This is a genomic window from Enterobacter sp. HK169, from assembly GCF_001719105.1.
Taxonomy (GTDB): Bacteria; Pseudomonadota; Gammaproteobacteria; order Enterobacterales; family Enterobacteriaceae; genus Enterobacter; species Enterobacter asburiae_B.
The window spans coordinates 3,900,938-3,926,543 of the sequence record NZ_CP017087.1; the positions used below are offsets into that span (position 1 = coordinate 3,900,938).

At 56.0% G+C, this 25,606-nt stretch carries 25 protein-coding genes and 1 pseudogene; 20 read left to right on the forward strand and 6 right to left on the reverse strand.

The genetic code is table 11. From position 1 onward, the window contains the following. The first annotated feature begins 150 nt into the window (after positions 1-150). From tauA to tauD, 4 genes are read left to right on the forward strand one after another with little or no spacing between them, the layout of a single operon-like run. Entirely contained in the window at positions 151-1,113 is a 963-nt protein-coding gene (gene tauA / locus EnteroDNA1_RS18505; protein WP_069303717.1) for a taurine ABC transporter substrate-binding protein, read from the forward strand. 10 nt (positions 1,114-1,123) lie between these two features. Next, positions 1,124-1,891: a taurine ABC transporter ATP-binding subunit gene (gene tauB, locus EnteroDNA1_RS18510; RefSeq protein ID WP_069303718.1), complete on the forward strand. Its 768-nt coding sequence runs from the start codon at positions 1,124-1,126 to the stop codon at positions 1,889-1,891. Further along, a complete protein-coding gene (gene tauC, locus EnteroDNA1_RS18515) occupies positions 1,888-2,715 on the forward strand; it encodes a taurine ABC transporter permease TauC (RefSeq protein WP_010427972.1) in 828 nt (275 codons plus the stop codon). The genes tauB and tauC overlap by 4 nt, the downstream gene beginning before the upstream one ends. Next, positions 2,712-3,563: a taurine dioxygenase gene (gene tauD, locus EnteroDNA1_RS18520; RefSeq protein ID WP_033144732.1), complete on the forward strand. Its 852-nt coding sequence runs from the start codon at positions 2,712-2,714 to the stop codon at positions 3,561-3,563. The genes tauC and tauD overlap by 4 nt, the downstream gene beginning before the upstream one ends. Positions 3,564-3,632: 69 nt before the next feature. Here tauD and EnteroDNA1_RS18525 read toward each other — a convergent pair whose 3' ends face one another. Beyond that, entirely contained in the window at positions 3,633-5,357 is a 1,725-nt protein-coding gene (locus EnteroDNA1_RS18525; RefSeq protein ID WP_069303719.1) for a lysophospholipid acyltransferase family protein, read from the reverse strand. A gap of 120 nt (positions 5,358-5,477) precedes the next feature. Then, positions 5,478-6,452, reverse strand: coding sequence for a porphobilinogen synthase (hemB, locus tag EnteroDNA1_RS18530; RefSeq protein ID WP_028017695.1), 975 nt, complete (start codon positions 6,450-6,452; stop codon positions 5,478-5,480). 451 nt (positions 6,453-6,903) lie between these two features. Between hemB and EnteroDNA1_RS18535 the strand changes: the two genes are divergently transcribed. Both EnteroDNA1_RS18535 and EnteroDNA1_RS18540 read left to right on the forward strand, forming a co-directional pair. Beyond that, complete coding sequence (locus EnteroDNA1_RS18535; protein WP_069303720.1) at positions 6,904-9,678, forward strand: autotransporter outer membrane beta-barrel domain-containing protein; 2,775 nt, start codon at positions 6,904-6,906, stop codon at positions 9,676-9,678. 94 nt (positions 9,679-9,772) lie between these two features. Continuing rightward, complete coding sequence (locus tag EnteroDNA1_RS18540) at positions 9,773-10,396, forward strand: helix-turn-helix domain-containing protein (protein WP_033144736.1); 624 nt, start codon at positions 9,773-9,775, stop codon at positions 10,394-10,396. A 2-nt stretch (positions 10,397-10,398) separates the two neighbouring features. Here the strand turns inward: EnteroDNA1_RS18540 and ampH are convergent, their stop codons facing one another. Further along, positions 10,399-11,559 (reverse strand): D-alanyl-D-alanine-carboxypeptidase/endopeptidase AmpH, encoded by a 1,161-nt coding sequence (ampH, locus tag EnteroDNA1_RS18545; RefSeq protein ID WP_023310524.1) that lies wholly within the window; start codon positions 11,557-11,559, stop codon positions 10,399-10,401. A gap of 204 nt (positions 11,560-11,763) precedes the next feature. Here ampH and EnteroDNA1_RS18550 point away from each other — a divergent pair, with 204 nt between their 5' ends. The 3 genes from EnteroDNA1_RS18550 to EnteroDNA1_RS18560 all read left to right on the forward strand — a co-directional run bounded on the left by EnteroDNA1_RS18550 (position 11,764) and on the right by EnteroDNA1_RS18560 (position 14,745). Further along, complete coding sequence (locus tag EnteroDNA1_RS18550) at positions 11,764-12,297, forward strand: isochorismatase family protein (RefSeq protein ID WP_033144738.1); 534 nt, start codon at positions 11,764-11,766, stop codon at positions 12,295-12,297. 115 nt (positions 12,298-12,412) lie between these two features. Continuing rightward, entirely contained in the window at positions 12,413-13,633 is a 1,221-nt protein-coding gene (sbmA, locus tag EnteroDNA1_RS18555; protein ID WP_048975247.1) for a peptide antibiotic transporter SbmA, read from the forward strand. A 14-nt stretch (positions 13,634-13,647) separates the two neighbouring features. Beyond that, positions 13,648-14,745, forward strand: coding sequence for a DUF1615 domain-containing protein (locus tag EnteroDNA1_RS18560; protein WP_069303721.1), 1,098 nt, complete (start codon positions 13,648-13,650; stop codon positions 14,743-14,745). On the opposite strand, the gene EnteroDNA1_RS18565 is transcribed toward EnteroDNA1_RS18560, so the two are convergent. Further along, complete coding sequence (locus EnteroDNA1_RS18565) at positions 14,742-15,041, reverse strand: DUF2755 family protein (RefSeq protein WP_008503287.1); 300 nt, start codon at positions 15,039-15,041, stop codon at positions 14,742-14,744. The genes EnteroDNA1_RS18560 and EnteroDNA1_RS18565 overlap by 4 nt on opposite strands. 249 nt (positions 15,042-15,290) lie before the next feature. On the opposite strand from EnteroDNA1_RS18565, the gene EnteroDNA1_RS18570 reads away from it, so the two are divergent. Then, complete coding sequence (locus EnteroDNA1_RS18570; RefSeq protein ID WP_033144741.1) at positions 15,291-15,518, forward strand: DUF2754 domain-containing protein; 228 nt, start codon at positions 15,291-15,293, stop codon at positions 15,516-15,518. On the opposite strand, the gene ddlA is transcribed toward EnteroDNA1_RS18570, so the two are convergent. Beyond that, positions 15,515-16,615 (reverse strand): D-alanine--D-alanine ligase, encoded by a 1,101-nt coding sequence (gene ddlA / locus EnteroDNA1_RS18575; RefSeq protein WP_064673467.1) that lies wholly within the window; start codon positions 16,613-16,615, stop codon positions 15,515-15,517. The genes EnteroDNA1_RS18570 and ddlA overlap by 4 nt on opposite strands. Positions 16,616-16,718: 103 nt before the next feature. On the opposite strand from ddlA, the gene EnteroDNA1_RS18580 reads away from it, so the two are divergent. The 6 genes from EnteroDNA1_RS18580 to adrA all read left to right on the forward strand — a co-directional run bounded on the left by EnteroDNA1_RS18580 (position 16,719) and on the right by adrA (position 22,388). Next, a complete protein-coding gene (locus tag EnteroDNA1_RS18580) occupies positions 16,719-17,402 on the forward strand; it encodes an extensin-like domain-containing protein (RefSeq protein ID WP_069303722.1) in 684 nt (227 codons plus the stop codon). 168 nt (positions 17,403-17,570) lie between these two features. Next, entirely contained in the window at positions 17,571-18,785 is a 1,215-nt protein-coding gene (locus EnteroDNA1_RS18585; RefSeq protein WP_039263891.1) for a multidrug efflux MFS transporter, read from the forward strand. A 210-nt stretch (positions 18,786-18,995) separates the two neighbouring features. Further along, entirely contained in the window at positions 18,996-19,256 is a 261-nt protein-coding gene (gene iraP / locus EnteroDNA1_RS18590) for an anti-adapter protein IraP (RefSeq protein WP_069303723.1), read from the forward strand. Between the two features lie 100 nt (positions 19,257-19,356). Then, entirely contained in the window at positions 19,357-20,772 is a 1,416-nt protein-coding gene (phoA, locus tag EnteroDNA1_RS18595; protein WP_069303942.1) for an alkaline phosphatase, read from the forward strand. An 89-nt stretch (positions 20,773-20,861) separates the two neighbouring features. Beyond that, the gene (gene psiF / locus EnteroDNA1_RS18600) at positions 20,862-21,182 is read left to right on the forward strand and encodes a phosphate starvation-inducible protein PsiF (RefSeq protein WP_023334671.1); all 321 of its coding nucleotides are present in this window, start codon (positions 20,862-20,864) and stop codon (positions 21,180-21,182) included. Positions 21,183-21,284: 102 nt separating this feature from the next. Next, positions 21,285-22,388 (forward strand): diguanylate cyclase AdrA, encoded by a 1,104-nt coding sequence (gene adrA / locus EnteroDNA1_RS18605; RefSeq protein WP_047061223.1) that lies wholly within the window; start codon positions 21,285-21,287, stop codon positions 22,386-22,388. Between the two features lie 14 nt (positions 22,389-22,402). On the opposite strand, the pseudogene proC reads toward adrA, so the two are convergent. After that, a pseudogene (gene proC / locus EnteroDNA1_RS18610) lies at positions 22,403-23,211 on the reverse strand (pyrroline-5-carboxylate reductase). Positions 23,212-23,308: 97 nt separating this feature from the next. Between proC and EnteroDNA1_RS18615 the strand changes: the two are divergent. From EnteroDNA1_RS18615 to EnteroDNA1_RS18630, 4 genes are all read left to right on the forward strand, one after another. Continuing rightward, entirely contained in the window at positions 23,309-23,767 is a 459-nt protein-coding gene (locus tag EnteroDNA1_RS18615; protein WP_010428006.1) for a YaiI/YqxD family protein, read from the forward strand. A gap of 143 nt (positions 23,768-23,910) precedes the next feature. Further along, positions 23,911-24,435: a shikimate kinase AroL gene (gene aroL / locus EnteroDNA1_RS18620; protein ID WP_032639634.1), complete on the forward strand. Its 525-nt coding sequence runs from the start codon at positions 23,911-23,913 to the stop codon at positions 24,433-24,435. Positions 24,436-24,479: 44 nt separating this feature from the next. Then, positions 24,480-24,671: a protein YaiA gene (gene yaiA / locus EnteroDNA1_RS18625; RefSeq protein ID WP_032638425.1), complete on the forward strand. Its 192-nt coding sequence runs from the start codon at positions 24,480-24,482 to the stop codon at positions 24,669-24,671. A gap of 237 nt (positions 24,672-24,908) precedes the next feature. Continuing rightward, positions 24,909-25,586, forward strand: coding sequence for an AroM family protein (locus EnteroDNA1_RS18630; RefSeq protein WP_008503271.1), 678 nt, complete (start codon positions 24,909-24,911; stop codon positions 25,584-25,586). Positions 25,587-25,606 lie beyond the last annotated feature (20 nt).

Consider the following 25,606-nt stretch of genomic DNA (forward strand, 5'->3'; position numbering starts at 1 on the left):
GAGAGGGGAAAAAACGAACCGCACAAAACCAACTATCCTTTCCCGCTTTTTATCTAAAAACGAATCGTTATGAGCGATTCATTTTTATTCCTTTATCAAAATTCCCGCGCCGGAAATACTGCCCTCATAACAACAAGGGGAGCAGACATTATGGCAATTTCATCGCGAATCACACTTCTCGGCGCCCTGGCGCTGTGGGCATTTCAGGCGCAGGCGGTGGACGTCACCGTCGCGTATCAAACCTCTGCGGAACCGGCGAAAGTCGCGCAGGCGGACAACACCTTTGCGAAAGAGAGCGGCGCGAAAGTCGACTGGCGCAAGTTCGACAGCGGGGCGTCCGTTGTGCGTGCGTTAGCCTCCGGCGACGTGCAGATCGGCAATATCGGCTCCAGCCCGCTGGCGGTTGCGGCCAGCCAGCAGGTGCCGATCGAGGTTTTCCTGCTCGCCTCGCAGCTCGGTAACTCTGAAGCGCTGGTGGTGAAGAAAAACATCACCAAACCGGAAGATCTGATCGGCAAACGCATTGCCGTGCCGTTCATCTCCACCACCCACTACAGCCTGCTGGCGGCCCTCAAACACTGGGGCATCAAGCCGGGTCAGGTACAAATCATCAACCTGCAGCCGCCGGCGATTATCGCCGCCTGGCAGCGCGGCGATATTGACGGGGCTTACGTCTGGGCTCCGGCAGTGAACGAACTGGAAAAAGACGGCACCGTGCTGACCGACTCTGAAAAAGTGGGCCAGTGGGGCGCGCCAACCCTCGACGTGTGGGTCGTGCGCAAGGACTTCGCCGAGAAACATCCCGAAGTGGTGAAATCCTTCGCCAAAAGCGCGATTGACGCCCAGCAGCCGTACATCTCTAACCCGGATGAATGGCTGAAGCAGCCCGCCAACCTGGAAAAACTCTCCCGCCTGAGCGGCGTGCCGGAAGCGGACGTGCCGGGGCTGGTGAAAGGCAATACCTATCTGACCCCCGCGCAGCAGGTGCAGCAGCTGACCGGGCCGGTGAACAAAGCGATTGTGGATACCGCCACCTTCCTGAAAGAGCAGGGCAAAGTGCCTGCGGTAGCGGCGGATTACAGCCAGTACGTGACCGATCGTTTTGTGAAATAAGGAGTACGCCATGCTGAATATTACGAACCTGTACGCCGATTACGGTGGTAAGCCCGCGCTGGAGGACATCAACCTGACGCTGGACAGCGGTGAACTGCTGGTGGTGCTGGGCCCGTCCGGGTGCGGAAAAACCACGCTGCTGAATCTGATCGCCGGGTTTGTCCCTTATCAGCATGGCACCATTCAACTGGAAGGCAAAAAGGTGGAAGGCCCGGGCGCCGAGCGCGGCGTGGTCTTCCAGAACGAAGGGTTGCTTCCCTGGCGCAACGTGCAGGAAAACGTGGCGTTTGGGCTACAGCTTGCGGGCATCAACCGCGAACAGCGGCTGGAAATGGCGCGGGCGATGCTGAAAAAAGTGGGGCTGGAAGGGGCGGAAAAACGCTTTATCTGGCAGCTTTCCGGCGGCCAGCGTCAGCGCGTCGGTATTGCCCGCGCGCTGGCCGCGAATCCGCAGCTGTTGCTGCTGGACGAGCCGTTCGGGGCGCTGGATGCCTTCACCCGCGAGCAGATGCAAACCCTGCTGCTGCGCCTGTGGCACGAGACGGGCAAGCAGGTGCTGTTGATTACCCACGATATCGAAGAGGCGGTGTTTATGGCGACGGAGCTGGTGCTGCTCTCGCCGGGGCCGGGCCGCGTGCTGGAGCGCTTGCCGCTGGATTTCGCCCGCCGCTACGTCGCGGGAGAGCCCGTGCGCAGCATCAAATCCGATCCGCTGTTTATCGAACAGCGTGAATACGTTTTAAGCCGCGTGTTTGAACAACGGGAGGCTTTCTCATGAGCATCGTCTTCAGTGAAAAAACGCGCCGCACGCGTCTGGCGCTGCGCTGGCCTTTCTCGCGCCAAATCACGCTGAGCGTCGGTACGCTGCTGGTGCTTCTGGCGGTGTGGTGGGCGGTTGCTGCCCAGCAGTGGGTCAGCCCGCTGTTTCTGCCGCCGCCGGGCCAGGTGCTGGCCAAACTCATTACCATCGCCGGGCCGCAGGGCTTTATGGATGCCACGCTCTGGCAGCACCTTGGAGCCAGTCTGGCGCGTATTCTGGTGGCGCTGCTGGCAGCGGTAATTATCGGGATACCGGTCGGGATCGCGATGGGCTTAAGCCCGACGGTGCGCGGTATTCTCGATCCGCTGATTGAGCTTTACCGTCCGGTGCCGCCGCTGGCCTATCTGCCGCTGATGGTGATCTGGTTCGGCATCGGTGAAACGTCAAAAATCCTGCTGATTTATCTGGCCATTTTCGCCCCGGTTGCCATGTCGGCGCTGGCGGGCGTGAAGAGCGCCCAGCAGGTGCGGATCCGCGCGGCGCAGTCGCTGGGTGCCAGCCGCACGCAGGTGCTGCTGTTCGTGATTTTACCGGGCGCGCTGCCGGAGATTTTAACCGGGCTGCGCATCGGCCTCGGCGTGGGCTGGTCCACGCTGGTGGCGGCAGAGCTGATTGCGGCCACGCGCGGCCTTGGCTTTATGGTGCAGTCGGCGGGAGAGTTCCTGGCGACTGACGTGGTGCTGGCAGGGATCGCGGTGATCGCCGCGATCGCCTTCGGATTAGAACTGGGGCTGCGCGCGTTACAGCGTCGCCTTACGCCCTGGCATGGAGAAATACAATGAGTGAACGTCTGACCATTACCCCGCTGGGGCCGTACATTGGCGCGCAGGTATCGGGCCTGGATGTGACCCGTCCGCTGAGCGATAACCAGTTCGAGCAGCTGTACCACGCGGTGCTGCGCCATCAGGTTGTTTTCCTGCGCGAACAGGCGATCACCCCGCAGCAGCAGCGCGCTCTGGCCCTGCGCTTTGGCGATCTGCATATCCACCCTGTCTATCCGCATGCGGAGGGGGTGGAGGAGATTATCGTTCTGGACACCCACAACGATAACCCGCCGGACAACGACAACTGGCATACCGACGTGACCTTTATCGAGACGCCGCCCGCCGGGGCGATTCTGGCGGCGAAGCTGCTGCCGGAAACCGGGGGGGATACGCTGTGGACCAGCGGGATTGCGGCGTATGAGGCGCTCTCCGCGCCGTTCCGGACGCTGCTGAGCGGGCTGCGGGCGGAGCACGACTTCAAAAAATCGTTCCAGGAGTACAAGTACCGCAAAACGGAAGAGGAGCATCAGCGCTGGCAGGAGGCGGTTGCGAAACATCCTCCATTGCTGCACCCGGTCGTGCGGACCCATCCGGTCACCGGCAAGCAGGCGCTGTTCGTGAACGAAGGGTTCACGACGCGCATTGTGGATGTGACGGAGAAAGAGAGCGAGGCGCTGTTAAGCTTCCTCTTCGCGCATATCACCAGGCCCGAGTTTCAGGTGCGCTGGCGCTGGCAGGAGAATGACCTGGCGATCTGGGATAACCGCGTGACGCAGCACTACGCCAATGCGGACTATCTTCCGCAGCGCCGGATTATGCAGCGGGCGACGATCCTGGGGGATAAGCCGTTCTACCGTGCGCCTTGATCCCCTCACCCTAACCCTCTCCCCAAAGGGGCGAGGGGACTGCCCGGTGCGGTTTTCACCCTCTCCCTGTTAGGGAGAGGGCTGGGGTGAGGGTATTAAATGCGCCTCTATATACCGCTGATAGCGGTTCGCCTTCAGGTAACACAAATCCACCAGCACCAGTCCGTCGACGCAGTCGTTAAACGCCGGGTCGCTGCCAAAATCAATAAACTGCACGCCGCCGGGTTCACACAGCTCGGAATACTGCTTGTAGAGCGGCGGAATGCCGCAGCCCAGATTGCCGAGCAGGGATTTCAGCTTTGTCAGGTCGTCCACGTAATCCACGCCGCCAAACTGCGCGAGCACGTCCGGCAGTGATGCGGGATACGGCTGACGTGACGCGGCGAGCGGATGCGTTGCCGGGAACCACAGGCGGTAAAAGGCCACCAGCAGATCCCGCGCGGCAGGCGGTAAGCCGCCGGAAATGGAGACCGGGCCAAACAGGTAGCGGTAGTTCGGATAACGCGCCAGGTAGGCCCCAATGCCGGACCATAAATAGTCCAGGCCACGGCGTCCCCAGTAGCGCGGCTGAATAAAGCTGCGCCCCAGCTCAATGCCGTGCTCCAGTACGTCCTGCATTTTGTCGTCGTAGTGGAACAGGCTATAGCTATACAACCCTTCCAGACCGCGACGTTCAACCTGTCTGGCGGTCGGCATAAAGCGATACGCGCCGACGATCTCCAGATCCTCATCATCCCACAGGATCAGATGCATATAATCATCATCGTAGCAGTCGGTGTCACGGCGTTTGCCGCTCCCCTCCTCGACCGCGCGAAAGGCAATCTCGCGCAGGCGGCCAAGCTCGCGCAGCAGCGGAGCGTCTTCCTGACCGTTGCGCTGCCAAAGATAGATGGTTTTACCGTCGCTGGTATTGCCCAGACATTCGGCCTGCGCCAGCGCGCGTTTCAGGGTGGCCCGGTCTTCCGGACGGGCAATGGCGCACTGGGTTTTAAAGACGCCAGGCAATCCCTTGCCAAGACGCATCACGTGCTGACGGCACTGTTCGGCCATCTCACGCGACGAAAGGGTGGCGCTGTGCCAGTGATGCCAGGCAATCTGCTGGCCGATTTTAATCGGCAGCTGGCTGTGGCGGCGGCGGAACATCTGCTGCATCAGCAACAGCATCGACAGCGTCGGGGAGACCAGCGTGCTGGCATAGAAGAGCAGGCTGTTATGCGCCTGAATATGCACCGGCAGCAGCGGGGCGCGCAGCTTGCTGGCGAGTTTGATAAAGCCAGAGTGCCATTTTTTATCGCGAATGCCCTTGCGCGTGGGGCGGGAAACTTCTCCGGCCGGGAAGAAGATCAGCACGCCTGCGTTTTGCAGATGCTGTTCCATCTGCACCAGGGACGATTTCGCCGTCCTGCCGCCCATATTATCCACCGGAATAAACAGCGAGCTGAGGGGCTCAAGGTGGGTCAGCATCCGGTTGGTCACGACTTTAACGTCGCGTCGCACGCGGGAGACGGCGTACATCAGCGCCAGGCCGTCCAGCGTGCCCGTCGGGTGGTTAGCAATAATGACCAGCGGGCCATGTTCGGGGATTTGTTCAAGATCGCGGGCGGAAACGGTGCAGAGAATATCAAGGTGTTCCAGAACTTGCTCCACCATATCCAGTCCTTTCAGGTGGCGGTGTGCTGCGGCAAATTGCTGAAATTCGTCTTCGTAAAACAGTCTTTTTAACAGACTTTTTTGCCAGGGTGCAGGCCTCGCCTGAGGCCAAAGATCGTCGAGAACGCTATCGAGGCTAAACATGGTTACTCCTCCTGCCGTCTTGCGAAGACAGTAGAAGGAGCAGATGTCGGTTGTATTGCAGTTTGGTGAAGATTAGAGCAGGCCGGGTAAGGCGAAGCCGCTACCCGGCGCTAAAGCGGATTAACGCAGAATTTTCTTCTCGGCCAGATCCAGCGCGAAGTAGCTGAAGATCAGATCCGCGCCTGCGCGTTTGATGGCGCCGAGGCTTTCGAGGACCACTTTCTCTTCGTCAATCGCACCGGCCAGCGCGGCGAATTTGATCATCGCGTACTCGCCGCTGACCTGGTAAGCGCCCAATGGCAGCTCGGTGCGCTCGCGGATGTCGCGCAGGATATCGAGATACGCGCCCGCTGGTTTCACCATCAGGCAGTCTGCGCCCTGGGCTTCGTCGAGCAGGGATTCGCGAATCGCTTCCCGACGGTTCAGCGGGTTCATCTGATAGGTTTTACGATCGCCCTTCAGCGCCGTACCGGCCGCTTCGCGGAACGGGCCGTAGAATGAGGAGGCAAATTTGGTGGAGTAAGACATGATTGCGGTGTCGGTAAAGCCCGCCGCGTCCAGCGCCTGACGGATCGCCTGAACCTGTCCGTCCATTGCGGCAGAGGGCGCGATGAAGTCCGCACCCGCAGCGGCAGCCACGACCGCCTGTTTGCCGAGGTTCAGCAGGGTGGCATCGTTATCGACACCGTGATCGCACAGCACGCCGCAGTGGCCGTGAGAGGTATATTCGCAGAAGCAGGTGTCTGACATTACCACCATTTCCGGCACGGTCTCTTTGCAGATGCGCGACATGCGGGCAACGAGGCCATCTTCTTTCCACGCGTCGCTGCCGGTGGCATCGGTATGGTGAGAGATGCCGAAGGTCATCACCGAGCGGATCCCCGCGTTGGCGATGCGTTCAATCTCACGCGCCAGATATTTCTCCGGAATGCGCATTACGCCCGGCATGGCTTCGATGGCTTTGTAGTCATCGATCTCTTCTTCGACAAAAATCGGCAACACCAGATCGTTTAAGGTCAGGGTTGTCTCTTCAAACATAGCGCGCAGTGCAGGTGACTTGCGCAGGCGGCGGGGACGTGCAATTAAATCGGTCATGGTATGCCTGATGTTTGTGGAACAAAGAAGGCTAGTGTACCTCAAAGTGAAGACAGGTGTTTTGGTAAAAGTGGGCATTTTATTTTTGTAAAATGTGATGGGTCTGGCTTTCTGGCATCAATATATAATGCAGGGCAGTATAACGCCGAAATGGAGATGAGTTATTCATATTGTTTTTATATTAAATAGAAAACATCATTGAAAATGATTCATTATATATTTTTATATGTGTCTTATTGTTGTGTCTGTATTTTAATGCTTTGTTTTTATAATATTTATCTGTAGTGACAGATGCTTTCTCGGTTTTGATGTGTTATTAGTCTGGATACGGACTTAATGGAAACATTCATTGAACCTTTTCGAAATGAAAATGCATAATTCCCTCCGCAATTAAACATTGCAAAATCATTGATGGACAAACTTGCTTACGTCCCTGAGGAGGGATGACCCAATGCAAACATGGAAAAAGAAACTCGTTGTATCTCAACTTGCATTAGCCTGCACCCTGGCTATCGCTTCTCAGGCAAATGCGAAGGATATTTCCGGTACGACATATAATACATTCGGATACGATAATACCGCTTCCACCCCCTGGTATTATGGCTATGCCGACTGGGATTACTCAGGCGCTACCCATGACGGTGATATTTATCCGGTGATTAATAAAAGCACCGTGAATGGTGTTATTTCAACATACTATCTGGATGATGGCATCAATGGGCGGGCGAATGCGTTAAGCATTTCCAACAGTACCATTAATGGCATGATTACCTCTAAGTGTATGACCCCCTCGTGTGCTGACGGCCTGGATACCGATGGCACCAACCATTCTCAATACGATCGTTTTAGCCTGACCGTAGATAATTCCACCATTAACGATACCTATGAGCATTATGCGTATGATGTCGTGAATGGGGAAAATACGGAAAGACACTATCTGGACACGTATAATCTGGGTAATGCGATTACCCTGGATGTAGAGTCCGATATTGTTATCCAGAATAATTCCCACATTGCCGGTATTACCCTGACGCAGGGTTATCAGGAGTCGGATAACACTCCTTACGACGGTGTTGAAGGCGTAGCCAACAGCAGCAAAGTATTTACCGACACGCTGGTGGTGAAAGACTCCGTTCTGACCTCAGGCGCGTACAGCGATCTGGGAACCAGCGGGTTCTACGGTCAAACCGCGAAACCGAGCGACTACGGTGAAACGAATGCCACGCCAGCAGATGATGCGGCGCTGATCGTTGCCGCTAGCGCGTCTGATAACGCGATGCAGACCACTGCCACGTTCGATCATTCCACCGTTACTGGCGATATTCTGTTCTCCAGCACCTTCGACAACAACTTCTATCCGAACGGCGATCCGGCAACGGATACGAGTGCAGACGGTGTCTATAACCCAACCACCAACGGCTGGGATGGCACCGATAAGCTGGATGTCACCCTGACCAACGGCAGCAAATGGGTCGGTGCAGCACAGTCCAGCGTCGAGGCTATCGGCCCAGCGCAGATGTATGGCCTGGGCTACAGCAACGTAGACTGGAGTAGCTTATCCCCTAACAGCATTTGGCCGGATTCCATTTATGACAGCAACGGACACGTTACGGGTGAAGCGGTATATCAGAGCGGGCTGTTTAACATCGCGCTGGATAATGGCTCTGAGTGGGATACCCGCAAGCTTTCAAACATCGACACGCTGACGGTAAACAACCAGTCTCAGGTTAACGTTGAAGACTCTGATCTGCTGGCGGACTCCATCACCCTGACCAATGCTTCATCAATGAATATTGGAGACAGCGGTGCTGTGGCGACCGACCATCTGTATCTGGACAGCTATAGCCGTGCGGCACTGACGGAAGAAACGGCCCAACTGTATGCCAACACCATCACCGTGGATAACGGTGCTGAGCTGGCGCTGGGGCTGGGTCAGGTTGATACGCATAATATGGAACTGACCGATGGCGGGGTGCTGAACGTTGCCAGTCGTGATTACGTCCTGAACAGCGATCTGAACAACGCACGCTATATCACTAACGATAAGTACAATGCCGATTACGACTACGGTGTTGTGGCGATTAACTCTAATGGCCATCTGTCAGTAAACGGTGACGTTGCAGGTAACTACCAGGTGCGCATCGACGATGCGACCGGTGCCGGTTCCGTTGCCGATTACAAAAACAAAGAGATTATTCGCGTCTATGACAATAACGCGGATACCACAGCCAGCTTTACTGCCGCAAACAAAGCCGATTTAGGTGCTTACACCTATCAGGCGCAGCAGCAGGGTGACGCCGTTGTCCTTCAGCAGAAAGAGCTGACCGACTCTGCCAATATGGCGCTGAGCATCCCATCTGCCAATACCAATATCTGGAATCTGCAGCAGGATACCGTCGGCACGCGTCTGACCAACAGCCGTCACGGCCTGGCGGATAACGGCGGGGCGTGGGTGAGCTACTTCGGTGGCAACTTCGACGGTGACAATGGCGTTATCAGCTACGATCAGGACGTGAGCGGCATTATGGTGGGTCTGGACACCCAGATTGACGGTAATAACGCGAAGTGGATCGTCGGTGGTGCGGCAGGTTTCGCGAAGGGTGATATCAGCGATCGTACCGGTCAGGTCGATCAGGATAGCCAGACTGCGATGATCTATGCGTCAGCGAAGTTCATGAACGATCTGTTCCTCGACAGCTCCCTGAGCTACACCCGCTTCAACAGCGATCTCTCTGCCAACATGAGCAACGGTAAGTATGTTGACGGCAATACCACGAATGATGCTGTTGGTTTTGGGCTGAAGCTGGGCTATGACTGGAAACCAAACCTCTCTGGCTACGTTACGCCATATGCAGCCGTATCTGGCCTGTTCCAGTCTGGCGATGATTATCGTCTGAGCAATGACATGCGCGTAGATGGACAATCATACGATAGCCTGCGTTATGAACTCGGTGTTGATACGGGTTACACCTTCAACTACGGCGGCGAACAGGCTCTGACGCCTTACTTCAAACTGGCCTACGTCTATGACGATGCCGATAACAATGCCGATATTAACGGTGACAGCATTGATAACGGCGTGAAAGGCTCCGCTGTGCGGGTAGGGCTGGGCACCCAGTTTAGCTTCACGAAGAACTTCAGTGCGTACACCGATGCCACTTATCTGGGCGGCGGCGACGTTGATCAGAACTGGGGCGCAAATCTGGGCGTGAAATATACCTGGTAATGAATAAAAGCGGGGGAGTGGTTATCTCCCCCGCTTTTTATAGAAGCAATAAAAATAATATTGGACCGACAAATACGGATGACTTGAGGTCTGCATGAACGTTAATGCGAAACCGCTTTCTGAATTACGCCGGCTCGAACAGTATTTAACAGCGGCCAGTACCCCTTTTACATGTGCGCCCCAGCAATTAATTACGTCAGGCGAATGGAATGAGCCTTGTACGATCGTATTACAAACCGGCGTTATTGAGGTTTATCGAACTTCTGATGAATTGCTGGTGGGGATTGCGACTGCCCCTTTTATATTCGGGCTGTCTACGGTGGTGATTAATCACTCTCACGAATACAGGGTGATTGCTAAAACGGCCTGTACCGGTTTTTATTTGCCCACGGAAACCACCCGTCAACTCATCCAGCAGTATTCACTCTGGAAAGAGGCCTTCTGCTGGTTATCCTGGATAACTTACATTCTCGAGAAACGCGATAAGCAGCTGGTGGGAAATAATTCCTATCATCAGATCCGCTCGATGCTGCTGAATATGGCGGAATGGGATGAAACGCTGCGTTCAAAAATCGGTGTGATGAATCATATTCAACAGAGCACACGAATTTCACGTTCCGTTGTTGCCGAGGTGCTTGCCGCCCTGAGGCAGGGAAATTATATCAACATGAGCCGGGGCAAGCTGGTCAGCATCAACCGCTTGCCCACGGAATATTAAAATTAGTTAGACGCGGTGAGAACCTGGGCTTTATTGGCGCTCAGTTCAGCCACTAAGTTATTAATCCCGTCACTCATATTGACGAAACGCGTATGCGGGGAGCGGGTGACCACCACAAATGCGCCCACGTTTGACTGCGGGATCATGGCCATATAGGTGATGAATCCGCCGCCGCCGCCGGTTTTCTGAATAATACCCGGACGGCCATTTTTCGGAGCCATATAGACCCAGCCCATACCGAGCGCGTCGGCTTTACCCGGCACGTCCATCCCGATGACGCGTTGCAGCTGAGTGCGCTGATAAATCAGGGTCTGCATGCGATCGGCCTGGCTGCTGCGTGCGTAGAAATCTGAGGAAAGGAACTGTTGCATCCAGCGCATCATGTCGCCAGGCGTGGAATAGACCCCGCCGCTGCCCACGGCCGCGAGCGTATTATTACAGGGGCTAGCGCCTTTCTCCGCCACCATCAGGCGACGACACTGATCCGGAGATGGGGTAAAGGTGGTGTCTTTCATACCCAGCGGACGGGTTATCTGCTCTTCAAAAAGCTGCGTGTAGGGTTTGCCAGCCGCCGTTGAAAGGGCGTCCGCCAGCAGGTCAAAGGCCAGGTTTGAATAAGAGGCCTGTGAACCCGGCGCCGCCTTCAGCGTGGCGGTACTCAGGTAGCTCCAGCGCTGGTCGCGCGTTGGCCAGACAAATACGTCACGGTGCGCCGCCCCGCCTGGCTGCTCACGCGGCAGGGCGCTGGTGTGGGTGGCAAGGTTCACAAGCCGAATCGGCGTACCCTGATAGGTTGGAACCCGGGCGCCTGGAGGCGCGTATTTGCTGAGCGGGTCGTCGAGTTTTACCACGCCCTGATCGAGCAATTTCACCAGCATTTCGCTGGTCATCAGCTTGGTTAAGGACGCGATGCGGATAACGGAATCCAGCTGCGGGTGAACGTTATTTCCTGGGCGCGTCTCGCCAAAGCTGCGGAATACACGCTGGTTGCCGTCGATGACGACCATCGCCATCCCGGTCGCGCCGCTGCCGTAATAGATAAGGTTCGCGTAGCGATCGGCAATATCTGAAGCTAAAACGGGCGCCGTCAGCGGTTGGGCTGCCTGGGCGGTAGAAAAGCTCACCGCACACAGCGCGGCAAAAGAGAGCAGACAACGTTTCAACGAAAAGCATCCATGAAGTGAATGAAGAAAGTAATGGGTATTTATACTACTAATCGGTACCGCGCAATGCCCCGAATTGCATAACGATAGCGAGAAAAACGTAACCATGGGTAAATATGAACAATTTACTTACGAGCCATCTCCCATTTTGTGACATCGGGCTTATGATAGGCACCAGTGTCACTCAATCTTACGGAGAACGGTATGTCTGAGAAGCGTGTGGTTATGGTTGTCGATATGCAGAACGGGGTATTTGAAACCCCTCGTCATCAGCGCGAAAAATGTGTCTCTCTGATCAACCAGCTTACGCAGGCAGCCGACAAGGTCATTTTTATTCAGCATACCGAGGCAGGGGGCCTGGAAGAGGGAAGTGAAGGGTTTGCGCTACTGCCTGAACTCCATCAGCCAGCTGACGCGCTATATGTGACCAAAACCGCCTGTGATGCCTTCTATAACACCGTGCTTGAGGCGCTGCTGCGTGAGCAGGGCATTCGCGAGTTTGTCATCTGCGGCTGCGCCACCGATTACTGCGTCGATGCGACGATCAAGAACGGCGTTAGCCGGGGTTATCACATCACCGTGGCGGAAGATGCCCATACTACCGCCAATCGCCCGGCGGCAGATGCGCGGATCCTGATTAACCACCACAACGACGTCTGGCGTAACTTCATCGCGCCGGCGAATCCTCTCGCGGTGAAACGCACCGAAACAATTCTCGAAAACTGGAAAGCGAACTAATAATCAACCCTCGGGTCTGACCTTTTTGCCTGAGTCGGGAGGCTGGCTCGGGCAGGTTTTTCGTGTGGTAACGTGTTGTGCACAGCAACAGCCATAACAACAAGAAGGAAGCATTATGTTTAAGTCTTTTTTCCCAAAGCCGGGGCCTTTTTTCCTGTCGGCATTTATTTGGGCACTCATCGCTGTCATTTTCTGGCAGGCGGGCGGCGGCGCATGGCTGACGCGCATCACGGGAGCAACGGGCGAGGTGCCGATTAGCGCGGCGCGCTTCTGGTCGCTGAGCTATCTGCTGTTTTACGCCTATTACACGGTATGCGTGGGGCTGTTTGCGCTGTTCTGGTTTATGTATTCTCCGCACCGCTGGCAGTACTGGTCTATCCTCGGCACATCGCTAATTATCTTTGTCACCTGGTTCCTCGTGGAGGTGGGCGTGGCGGTGAACGCCTGGTATGCGCCGTTCTACGATCTGATCCAGACCGCGCTGAGCTCGCCGCATAAGGTGACCATCAACCAGTTCTACCATGAAGTCGGGATCTTCCTCGGTATCGCCCTTATTGCGGTGATCATCGGCGTGATGAACAACTTCTTCGTCAGCCACTACGTTTTCCGCTGGCGTACCGCGATGAATGAACATTACATGGCGCACTGGCAGCACCTGCGCCATATCGAAGGCGCCGCGCAGCGCGTGCAGGAAGACACCATGCGTTTTGCCTCCACCCTTGAAGACATGGGCGTCAGCTTTATCAACGCCATCATGACGCTGATCGCCTTCCTGCCCGTGCTGGTAACGCTCTCGGCGCACGTGCCGGATCTGCCGATTGTCGGCCATATTCCTTATGGTCTGGTGATTGCCGCGATCGTCTGGTCGCTGATGGGCACGGGCCTGCTGGCGGTGGTGGGGATCAAACTGCCGGGCCTGGAGTTTAAAAATCAACGCGTGGAAGCCGCTTACCGTAAAGAACTGGTTTACGGCGAAGATGACGCCAACCGCGCCTCGCCGCCAACCGTCCGCGAGCTGTTTGGCGCCGTGCGTCGTAACTACTTCCGACTCTACTTCCACTATATGTATTTCAACATTGCCCGTATTTTGTATCTGCAGGTCGATAACGTTTTCGGTTTGTTCCTGCTGTTCCCGTCGATTGTTGCGGGTACGATTACGCTCGGTCTGATGACGCAGATCACCAACGTTTTCGGTCAGGTTCGCGGGTCGTTCCAGTACCTGATCAGCTCCTGGACCACCCTGGTAGAACTGATGTCCATCTACAAACGTCTGCGCAGTTTTGAACGTGAGCTGGACGATCGTGACCTGCAGGAAGTCACTAACACATTTAGCTAATACAGGAAGTTGCTATGTCTTTTGCCGTACCGCGCGCGTTACCGTTGTCCTTGCTGGCCGCTCTTGTGCTGGCAGGCTGTGCCGAAAAAGGGGCCGCTCCGCTCAAAAAGGGGGAGAAGCCCGTCGATGTGGCGAGCGTTGTGCGGCAGAAAATGCCCGCCAGCGTGAAGGATCGCAACGCGTGGGCAGATGCGCTGGCAAAAACCTTTGAAAGCCAAAAGATCGCGCCGACCGAGGAGAATATCTGCTCGGTGCTGGCGGTGGCGCAGCAGGAGTCGATGTACCAGTCAGACCCGGTGGTGCCGGGCCTGAACAAAATTGCCTGGAAAGAGATCGACCGCCGCGCGGAATCCATGCATATCCCGGTTTTCCTCGTGCATACCGCGCTTAAAATCACCTCGCCGAACGGAAAAAGCTACAGCGAACGGCTGGATGCGGTGAAAACCGAAAAACAGCTTAGCGCCATCTTTGATGATTTCATCAGTATGGTCCCGATGGGGCAGAAGCTGTTTGGCTCGCTGAACCCGGTACATACCGGTGGCCCGATGCAGGTGAGCATTGCGTTCGCGGAGAAGCATACCGACGGCTACCCGTGGAAAATCGACGGTACGGTGCGTCAGGAGGTCTTCTCCCTGCGCGGTGGGCTGTGGTTCGGCACGTATCATCTGCTGAACTATCCGGCGAACTATGATGAGCCGCTGTACCGCTTTGCCGACTTTAACGCGGGCTGGTACGCCAGCCGTAACGCGGCATTCCAGAGTGCAGTCAGCCGCGCAAGCGGCGTTAAGCTCGCGCTGGACGGCGATCTCATCGCTTACGGCAGCAGCGAGGCGGGAAGCACCGAGCTGGCAGTACGGAAATTATCCACCACGCTTGGCTTCAGCAACAGCGACATTCGCCGTCAGCTTGAGAAAGGCGACAGCCTGGCCTTTGAGAAAACGGATCTGTACAACAAGGTGTTTGCGCTTGCAGAGAAGAAGAGTGGGAAAGCGTTACCGAGGGCGATCCTGCCGGGGATCCAGCTGGAAAGCCCGAAGATCACGCGTAACCTGACCACCGCATGGTTCGCAAAACGCGTGGACGATCGTCGGGCGCGCTGTATGGGGCTTTAACGGCGACGGCGAAAGCGCAACACTAACGCCACAACGCCCAGAATCATACATCCCGCGAGGAAGGGGATCAGGCCGAACAGGGTGCTGACGCCAAAGCCAATCTCAACTCGCGGGCGTCCGTTATCCTGCACCTGCATCAGGTGTTCATAAACGCCCGGCGCATGGACCAGCATATTGAGCAGCTGTGAGCCGGCCCAGAAGCAGAACAGGACAAACAGGGCATAAGCGATATTACCCGCCGTGGAGGTTTTTGGTTTGCCGCCAAAAATCGGTTTCGACAATGTAAAGTCAGCCATGTTGACCTCCCGTGGTATCACTCTGTTTTAATACGCGTCTTACGGGGTGAGTTTGACAGGTCATCGCATTTGTCAATATCAGAATCGTGGTAATTTACGCGCCGGAATCCTCCTGGATTGTCGATTTCTGCAGCACATCACAATTTCATCACTTAAGTGAAATTGCGTCGCGTTTCAGAATTTCCGTATCTGCCACAGACCTGGCCGTAAAACTGTGAGAGGATGTCTTTTTTTCCTGCCGGAGTTGTTATGAAGCTCACGTCCAAACTACGCCGTGACTGGCACTACTACGCCTTTGCCATCGGGCTGATCTTTATTCTTAACGGTGTCGTGGGCCTGTTGGGTTTTGAAGCTAAAGGATGGCAAACCTATGCCGTCGGGCTGGTGACCTGGGTGATAAGTTTCTGGCTGGCGGGGCTGATTATCCGCCGTCGTCCTGAAGAGACGACAGCGGATGAGGCGAAGCGCGCCGATTAACCGTTTACGGAACTTTTAAGCGCGCTGTCGGCGGCGTGACGCTCCAGCGCCAGTTCGATCAGGCGGGTGATCAGTTCCGGGTAGCTCAGGCCGCTGGCCTGCCACAGTTTCGGATACATGCTGATGTTTGTGAACCCCGGCAGCGTGTTGATTTCATTGATCACCACTTCGTTTTCCGGCGTCAGGAACACATCCACGCGCGCCATGCCGCAGCAGCCGAGCGTCTGATAAGCGCGAATGGCGATCGCCCGGATCTTATCGTTAATCGCCGGATCGATATCCGCAGGAACGACAACCTGCGCGCCTTTGTCATCAATGTATTTGGTGTCGTACGAGTAGAAGTCGCTGTTTAAGACCACTTCGCCGCAGGTGCTCGCCTGTGGAAAATCATTGCCCAGCACGGCGCACTCAATTTCACGGCCTTTGATGCCCTGCTCAACCACCACTTTATGGTCGAACTCAAACGCCAGACGGACAGCCTGCGTGAACTCTGCTTCACTGGTGACTTTGCTGACGCCCACGGAGGAGCCCTGGTTTGCCGGCTTCACAAACAGCGGCAGACCCAGCTCTCCGCTAATTTGCGCGAAGCTGTGCTTGTCGCGGTTGGCGCGGGTGAGGGTCACGAATGGCGCAATATTCAGCCCGGCATCGCGCAGAAGGCGTTTGGTGACGTCTTTGTCCATGCACGCGGCAGAGCCGAGGACGTCCGAGCCGACGAACGGCAGGTTGGCCATGCGCAGCATCCCCTGCAGGCAACCATCTTCGCCCAGGGTGCCGTGAACGATAGGGAAGACAACGTCGATCTGGGCGAGTGCCTGCGCGTTGCCGGCGTCGATGAGCTGCCCCTTCACGACGCCGGGTACGGTGGCGACGCTCACTTCCGAAGGATTAAGGGCGATGTGCGCCGGATCGTGAGCATTCAGCAGATACTGGCTGGCATCGTTAACGTGCCACTGCCCCTGTTTATCAATGCCCAGCAGCACCACGTCGAAACGGCTTTTATCGATCGCATCAACGATATTTTTGGCCGATTGCAATGACACTTCGTGCTCCGCTGATTTTCCCCCAAAGACAATACCTACGCGCTGCTTAGCCATCTCACTCTCTTCCAGTCTGACGAAAAGCCAATAACATACCACGATGCCCGGCGGGTTTCGCGGCCTTCTGCCATAATGTTTTGGGGAATGTTGAGGGGGGAGAGTGAAAGGAAAAACGCTGCTGACCGTTTTCATCATTGTGGCCGTTGCAACGGTGGGTTACCGCTGGTTGCCGCCTTACTACAACCCTTTTATGCCGCTGACGCTTGACGACCCGCCGGGCCGTATCACCCAGTATAAGCTTCGGCGCCTAACACCCCAGGCGTGCGCAAGCCTGCTTTCGCAGGCTAACCAAAGAGCTCTCATCCGCACCCAGCCGGTGGCCGACAGCGGCGGCGCGTGTCCGCTCAACAACGTCGTGCGCGTGCGTGACTTCGGCCCGGTCGGCCTGAACAGCAGTTTTCTTGCCAGCTGTCCGCTGGCGCTCAGCTCTGCGCTGTTTATCAGCCAGCAGGCCCGGCCGTTGACAAAACGCTATACGGGCAGCGACCTGGCGCGTATCGACCACCTCGGCAGCTTTGCCTGCCGCAATATTTACCACCGCCCTGACGCGCGACGCAGTGAGCATGCCACGGCGGAGGCGCTGGATATCGCCGCCTTTCGGCTGGCGAACGGGGAACGCGTCACGGTACTGAACGGCTGGAAGGCGGCAACAACGCAGCCATGGCTGAAGGCCATGCTGGCGGCAAGCTGCGGCTACTACGGAAACGGCCTGGGGCCGGAGTATAACGCGGCGCATGCCAACCATTTTCATCTGGGAATGCGCGGTTTCGGACTCTGTCGGTGAAGCATAATATTCCGCCAGAAAATGGATGAATTGTGACTTATTTCACAAATATGATGACTGGGAAGATAAAACACCAAAGTCAGTCGGGCCGCATCTCTGGTGCGACGTCAAAACGCGTAACTTGCTAATCTGTCGGCGAATTCGCCTAAAAATGAAGACTATTTCTTTATGGAATCCTGGAAAGTTAATCTCATCTCGGTCTGGTTCGGCTGCTTCTTTACCGGGCTGGCCATTAGCCAGATCCTGCCGTTCCTGCCGCTGTACGTCTCGCAGCTGGGGGTGACCTCGCATGAAGCGCTCTCCATGTGGTCCGGCCTGACGTTCAGCGTCACGTTTCTGGTCTCCGCTATTGTGTCACCGATGTGGGGCAGCCTGGCGGATCGGAAAGGCCGAAAACTGATGCTGCTGCGCGCCTCGCTCGGGATGGCGATTGCTATTCTGCTCCAGGCCTTCGCCACCAACGTCTGGCAGCTGTTTTTCCTGCGTGCGGTGATGGGGCTGACGTCAGGGTACATTCCGAATGCCATGGCGCTGGTCGCCTCTCAGGTGCCGCGCGAGCGTAGCGGCTGGGCGCTGAGTACGCTCTCCACGGCCCAGATCAGCGGCGTCATCGGCGGTCCGCTGCTGGGCGGTTTTCTGGCGGACCACGTCGGGCTGCGCGCCGTATTTATCATCACCGCGATCCTGCTGGTGGTCAGTTTTCTGGTCACGCTCTTTCTTATCAAAGAGGGGGGCCGCCCGGTTATCAGTAAATCTGAACGCCTGAGCGGCAAGGCCGTCTTCGCCTCGCTGCCCTATCCGGGACTGATGATCAGCCTGTTTGTGACCACTATGGTTATCCAGCTTTGTAACGGTTCGGTCGGTCCGATTCTGGCGCTGTTTATCAAGTCGATGGAGCCGGAAAGTACAAATATCGCTTTTCTGAGCGGCATGATTGCCGCCGTGCCGGGCGTATCCGCTCTGATTTCCGCGCCGCGTCTGGGAAAACTGGGTGACAGGATCGGCACGGCGCGCATCCTGATGGCGACGCTGATCTTTGCGGTCGTGCTCTTCTTCGCGATGTCGTTTGTCACCTCTCCGCTTCAGCTTGGCGTATTGCGATTCCTGCTCGGGTTTGCTGATGGTGCAATGTTGCCTGCGGTACAGACCCTGCTGGTTAAATATTCCAGCGACCAGGTGACGGGGCGTATTTTTGGATATAACCAGTCATTTATGTATCTGGGGAATGTTGCCGGTCCGCTTATAGGCGCATCCGTTTCCGCGATGGCCGGTTTTCGTTGGGTATTTGCGGCCACGGCGATTGTCGTTTTAATCAATATTATCCAGCTGGCTATTGCGCTGCGTCGCCGCAGACAAATGGCGGAAGCGAAATCGGCGAGATAATCGTTTCGTTGATGTATTATATATTCTTATGGTAGCCGCATTTTTATATAACAAAATGCGGCGCTTTTTTATAGAAAAACGTTTCGCTCACCGCGGCGGTCCTTTATTTCCATTCCTGCATCACTTTTGCATACCATAATAAATTTCTTCTCTTTGCATTATGGATTCAGAATGCTAACTTCAGACAAAACTGAAAAAGGAACTGGCACGATGAAAAATCTCATTGCTGAATTGCTGGTCAAGCTGGCACAAAAGGAAGAGGAGTCAAAAGAGCTGGTAGCCCAGGTCGAAGCGCTGGAAATTGTGGTCACCGCGCTGCTGCGACAAATGGCGAAAACCGAACAACAGGCGTTGATTGAGAGCGTGGAAGGCGCGCTGGACAGCGTCAGGCCTGAATCGCAGGTTCCGGTTGAGGATGCCGAGATGCTCCACCAGTACGTAAAGAAGCTGTTAAGGCATCCGCGCAGCTAAACCGTCACAGGACGTAACGACGTGTCATAGAATTGTCATGCAGGATGCCTATAGTCGCTCTGTTTTTATTTTTTATGTATTTGTACATGGAGAAAATAAATTGAAACAGAGCGCACTTTTCATCGCATTACTTCCCCTGTTAATTACCCCTGCCGTTTATGCCGATACTGCCCAAACCAGCGTGCTGGATAATCGCGCGGCAAAAGGGGATATCACCCAGCCTGGCGGCGCACGCCGTTTATCAGAAGATCAAACTGCCGCTATTCGCGCTTCGCTGAATGATAAGCCGGCGAAAAATATTATTCTGCTTATTGGCGATGGAATGGGGGATTCCGAAATCACGGCGGCGCGAAATTATGCCGAGGGTGCGGGCGGCTTTTTTAAAGGCATCGACGCATTACCGCTGACCGGACAATATACCCATTACGCGCTGGATAAAAAAACCGGTAAACCGGATTACGTCACGGACTCCGCGGCCTCTGCTACGGCGTGGTCCACCGGCGTGAAAACCTATAATGGCGCGCTGGGTGTGGATATTCACGAAAAAGATCATCAAACCCTTCTGGAGATGGCAAAAGCGGCGGGCCTGGCGACCGGCAACGTCTCCACCGCTGAACTTCAGGATGCAACGCCCGCGGCGCTGGTGGCGCACGTGACCTCGCGTAAATGCTACGGTCCGTCAGTGACCAGCGAAAAATGCCCGACGAACGCGCTGGAAAAAGGCGGCAAAGGCTCGATTACGGAACAGCTGCTGAACGCGCGTCCTGACGTGACCCTGGGCGGCGGCGCGAAAACCTTCGCAGAAACCGCGACGGCGGGCGAGTGGCAGGGCAAAACGCTGCGCGAGCAGGCGCAGGCCCGCGGCTATCAGCTGGTGAGTGACACCAGTTCGCTGGCAGCCATCACCGAGGCGAACCAGGACAAGCCGCTGCTGGGGCTATTCTCTGACGGCAACATGCCCGTGCGCTGGGAAGGACCAAAAGCCTCTTATCACGGCAATATCGATAAACCTGCCGTAACCTGTACGCCTAACCCGAAACGCACGGACAGCGTACCGACGCTGGCGGCGATGACTGATAAAGCCATCTCTCTGCTGAGCAAGAGCGAAAAAGGGTTCTTCCTGCAGGTTGAGGGCGCGTCGATCGATAAGCAGGATCATGCGGCGAATCCGTGCGGTCAGATTGGCGAAACCGTCGATCTGGACGAAGCGGTGCAGAAGGCGCTTGAGTTCGCGAAAAAAGACGGTAACACCCTGGTGATCGTCACCGCGGACCATGCGCACGCCAGCCAGATCATCCCGGCAGATACCAAAGCCCCGGGCCTGACGCAGGCGCTGAATACCAAAGATGGCGCCGTTATGGTGTTGAGCTACGGCAACTCTGAGGAAGAGTCCATGGAGCACACCGGCACCCAGCTGCGCATTGCAGCCTACGGTCCGCACGCGGCAAATGTGGTAGGCCTGACCGATCAAACGGATCTGTTCTACACCATGAAGGCGGCGCTGGGTCTTAAATGATAAAATCCCGGCGGAAATCACATCTGTCGGCTGGTTTTTTTCCTGTCACGAACCAGACTTACAGGGAATGTTCACAAAAGGATGGTGCAATGAAAACAACATTACTGGTTACTCTGCTCTCCGGCCTGTTCCTGGTCGCATCGGCGAACGCGGAAGAGAAGACGCTAACGCCGCAACAACAGCGTATGACCACCTGTAATCAACAGGCGACGTCGCAGAGTCTGAAGGGAGATGCCCGCAAGACCTACATGAGCGACTGCCTTAAAAATGGCGCCGCGAAACCGGCTGAAAAAAGCCTGACGCCGCAGCAGCAAAAAATGCGCGAGTGTAATGCGAAAGCGACCGAGCAGTCCCTGAAGGGGGACGACCGCAGCAAGTTCATGAGCGCGTGCCTGAAGAAAAAAGTGTAGTTCAAACGGGTGAGCGGCTCCGGCGGCTCACCCGAAATTTCATACTTTCCCCGCAGACCCCCTCTCTATAATTTGGGAAAATGTTTCAGAATATTCCCAAAAATGATGAATGATGAAACGTATTACAACAAAAAGCGCATTCGGGAAGAGTGGAATCTAACCCTTTCTCAGGATGACCCTCACCGCGCCGGCATTCAGTTTGCCCGGCGAGTTCGGCTGGCGCGCGCCGTCGGGCTGGCGGCGATGTTTTTCCCCGTTGCGGGGATGCTGGTCACCCATTTTTTACCCGGTGGCTGGTGGCTTTTACTGGTGGGGTGGTCGTTCGTCTGGCCCCATTTTGCCTGGCAGCTGTCCTGCCGTGCCGCTTCACCTCATCAGCAGGAAATTTTCAATCTTAAAATCGATGCCATTATCGCCGGGCTCTGGATAGGCGTGATGGGGATGAATGCGTTACCCACCGCAGCGCTGGTGATGATGGTGGGGATGAATATGATGGGTTCCGGCGGCTGTCGTCTGTTTATCCCGGGGATCGCGTTGACGCTGCTCTCCGCGCTGGTGACCCTGCCACTCGTCGGGAAAGTGGCCGTCTTCAACCCCGACCTCGTGGAGTGGGGCTTAACGTTACCCGTGCTCGTGCTGTATCCCATGCTGTTTGCCTGGCTCAGCCACCGAACCGCCGTCAGGCTTGCGGAACATAAGCAGCGGCTGGAAATGATGAGCACCCGCGACGGGATGACCGGGGTCTTTAACCGTCGGCACTGGGAAATGCTGCTGCGAAATGAATTTGAGCATTGTCGGCGCGACCACAGCACCGCCACGATATTGCTGATTGATATCGACCACTTTAAAAACATCAACGACACCTGGGGGCACGACGTGGGCGACGAGGCGATCATTGCTATTACGCGTCAGCTCCAGCGGTCGGTACGGTCAGGCGATGCGATCGGTCGGTTTGGCGGGGATGAGTTTGCGGTGATTATGTCGCAGACCGCGGCGGAAAGCGCCATCGCCGTGATGTCGCGACTGCATGAGCGGCTGGAAAAACTGACGTTGCCGTGCGCGCCAAAAGAAGCGCTGCGCATCAGCGTAGGCGTTGCCCCCTGGGGGCCGCAGTTTGGACATTATCGGGAATGGCTGAAGGCGGCCGACGTGGCGCTGTACAGGGCGAAAAATGCCGGGCGCGGCCGCACCGAAGTGGCCGCCTGACGCCCGGTCAGAAATCAGGATTTACTCAGCTTCTCTGATTTTTCCATGCATTTTGCCATCGCTTCAATGACGGCCGAGCGGAATCCGCGCTCTTCCAGCACCCGCACCGCTTCAATGGTGGTACCGCCCGGGAGCAGACCATATCTTTCAGTTCACCCGGGTGTTTGCCGGTTTCCAGCACCATTTTGGCGGAGCCCATGACGGCCTGCGCGGCGAACTTATACGCCTGCGCGCGCGGCATTCCGCCAAGCACGGCGGCGTCGGCCATCGCTTCTAAAAACATGAACACATAGGCAGGGGCTGAGCCACTCACGCCGACCACCGGATGGATCATCGATTCGGCAATCACTTCTGCCTCACCGAAGCAGCGGAAAATATTCAGCACGTCGGCCACTTCTTCTGTGGTCACCAGCGCGTTAGGCGTGACGGAGGTCATTCCGGCATTGACCAGCGAGGGGGTGTTGGGCATGGCGCGGACGATTTTACGATCGTGACCCAGCGCGCGCGCCAGCTGATCGAGCGTGACGCCTGCGGCAATCGACACGACCAGCGTCTCTTTATTCAGGCTGGAGGTGATATCGCTCAGCACTTTGATCATGATGTTCGGCTTGACGGCGCCAAAGACGATATCGGCGACCTGGGCAACTTCCTGCGCGCTTTCGGCGGCGTTGATCCCATATTGATCGCGCAACTCGGCGACTTTGTCCGGTGACGGGGTATAGACCCAAATCTGACCCGGCAGCACCTGCCCGCTGGCGATCAGACCGCCCAGGATGGCTTTGCCCATGTTACCGCAGCCGATAAACCCGATTTTCTTGTCCATCACGATTCTCCGTCATTATGCGTTGTTTTCTCTGATTGATAGCTTAACAACGAAATGCAGGCGACAATAGTCGGCAGACTCATTATGGGGAGACAATATGGCGATTTGGGTTGATGCGGACGCGTGTCCGAACGTGATTAAAGAGATTTTATTTCGCGCCGCCGAGCGCGTTCAAATGCCGCTGACGCTGGTGGCGAACCAGAATATTCGCGTACCGCCTTCGCGGTTCATCCGCTCCTTGCGCGTGCCGGCCGGGTTCGACGTGGCGGATAACGAAATTGTTCGCCTGTGCAGCGCGGAGGATCTGGTGATCACGGCGGATATTCCGCTGGCTGCCGAAGTGCTGGAGAAAGGGGCGGCGGCGCTCAATCCGCGCGGGGAGCGTTACTCGCCTTCGACCATTCGCGAGAAGCTCACCATGCGCGATTTTATGGATACGATGCGGGCCAGCGGCGTGCAGACCGGTGGACCGGACAGCCTGTCCCAGCGCGATCGCCAGCAGTTCGCTGCCGAGCTGGATAAATGGCTGCTGGAAGTGAAGCGCCGCACAGCGTAATGATAATTATTGTCAATTTGTGGTACAGTGTGGCCTCCACAGGGTTGTCATCCCGTACCGCTTTGCAGTAAAGTAATCGCAACATCTTCTGCAATTATTTCTTTACACTCTTCAGCCATTCGGCATCAAGGGGAACACCTGGCATGACCCAACCCATCTTTTTAGTTGGCCCCCGCGGCTGTGGGAAAACCACCGTTGGCCTGGAGCTGGCACGCGTGTGTCATCGCCAGTTTGTTGATACCGACCACTGGCTGCAAACCGAGGCCGGAAAAACCATCGCCGAGATTGTTGAGCAAGAGGGATGGGAGAGCTTTCGCGCGCGCGAAACCGCCGCGCTGAAAGCGGTCACGACCCCGTCAGCCGTGATCGCGACCGGCGGAGGCATCGTTCTGGCGGAGTGTAATCGCCACTTTATGCGCGAAAAGGGGATTGTGATTTATCTCAGCGCGCCGGTGTCGGCTCTGGTAGGGCGGCTGGAAGCCTTTCCGGAAGAGGGGCAACGTCCCGCGCTGACCTCCAGGCCGCTCAACGAAGAGGTGAGCGAAGTGCTGGCCGAACGCGATGCGCTATACCGCGAAGCGGCTCACCACGTGGTGGATGCGTCAGCCTCTCCCGAAGACGTTGTGATTCAGATTATTACCGCCCTGCGTTTGGCTTGTGCCAGCTAACCGGCGTCTATACTTATAGCTCAGACATAAAAAAAGGATGAGCTATGCCAACCAGACCTCCCTATCCGCGTGAAGCACGTATTGTTACCGTTGAAAAAGGCCAGACGGGTCATACCGTGACCTGGTATCAACTGCGTGCCGATCACCCCAAGCCGGACTCGCTGATCAGTGAACACGAGACTGAACAGGAAGCGCTGGACGCGAAACGGCGCTATGAAGATCCCGATAAAACCTGACCCTTTTCCTAAACGTTCCAGTATCGTGCCTGAATCACACTTTTTATTCATCGGGAAAGTTAAGCAGGAGTTAATATTTAGTTATTACAAGTAACTCCGGTATCGGCAGGCGATCTTTACATTTCGATGTCGGGATCACCTGCTACGCTTGGTGCTGTTTTGTTGAAAAAATGAACTGTGCAGCGTAGTGAGCCTGTACCTGTGTGCACGATGTTGGAGTAATGGAAGGCGATCAAGATGAAGGCAACGTTGGCGATCCTCACCATTGGTGTGGTCCCTGTAAGCGAAGTGTTACCGCTCTTAACCGAGCATGTATCTGAACAACAGATAACGCATCTTAGCCTGCTGGGGAAGATGAGTCGGGAAGAGGTCATGGAAGACTACGCTGTCGAGGCGGGGGAGGATCCCCTGGCGACGTTATTAAGCGACGGTAAACTGGCGCACGTTTCGCGTCAGAAAATCGAGCGCTCGCTGCAGGGCGTAATAGAAGTGCTCGATAATCAAGGTTATGACGTTATTTTGCTGATGAGCACCGCGCCCATTAAGGGGCTTACGGCGCGTAATGCGATTTTGCTTGAGCCGATGCGGATCATTCCACCGCTGGTGGCCTCCATCGTGGATGGTCATCAGGTGGGGGTGATTGTGCCCATTGAGGAGCTCATGGATAACCAGGAAGCAAAATGGCACGTGCTGGAAAAAGTGCCCTTGTATGCGCTGGCAAATCCGTTCTGGGACAGTGAGGCAAAACTTATTGCTGCCGGGAAGGAACTGCTTGAGAGAGGAGCAGATGTCTTGATTCTGGACTGCCTCGGTTTCCATCAGCACCATCGTGATCTGCTGCAAAAAGCGCTGGATGTGCCCGTGCTGTTATCCAACGTTCTGATGGCTCGCCTGGCCTCGGAACTGCTCATGTAATGATTTTGCGTGACAGGTGA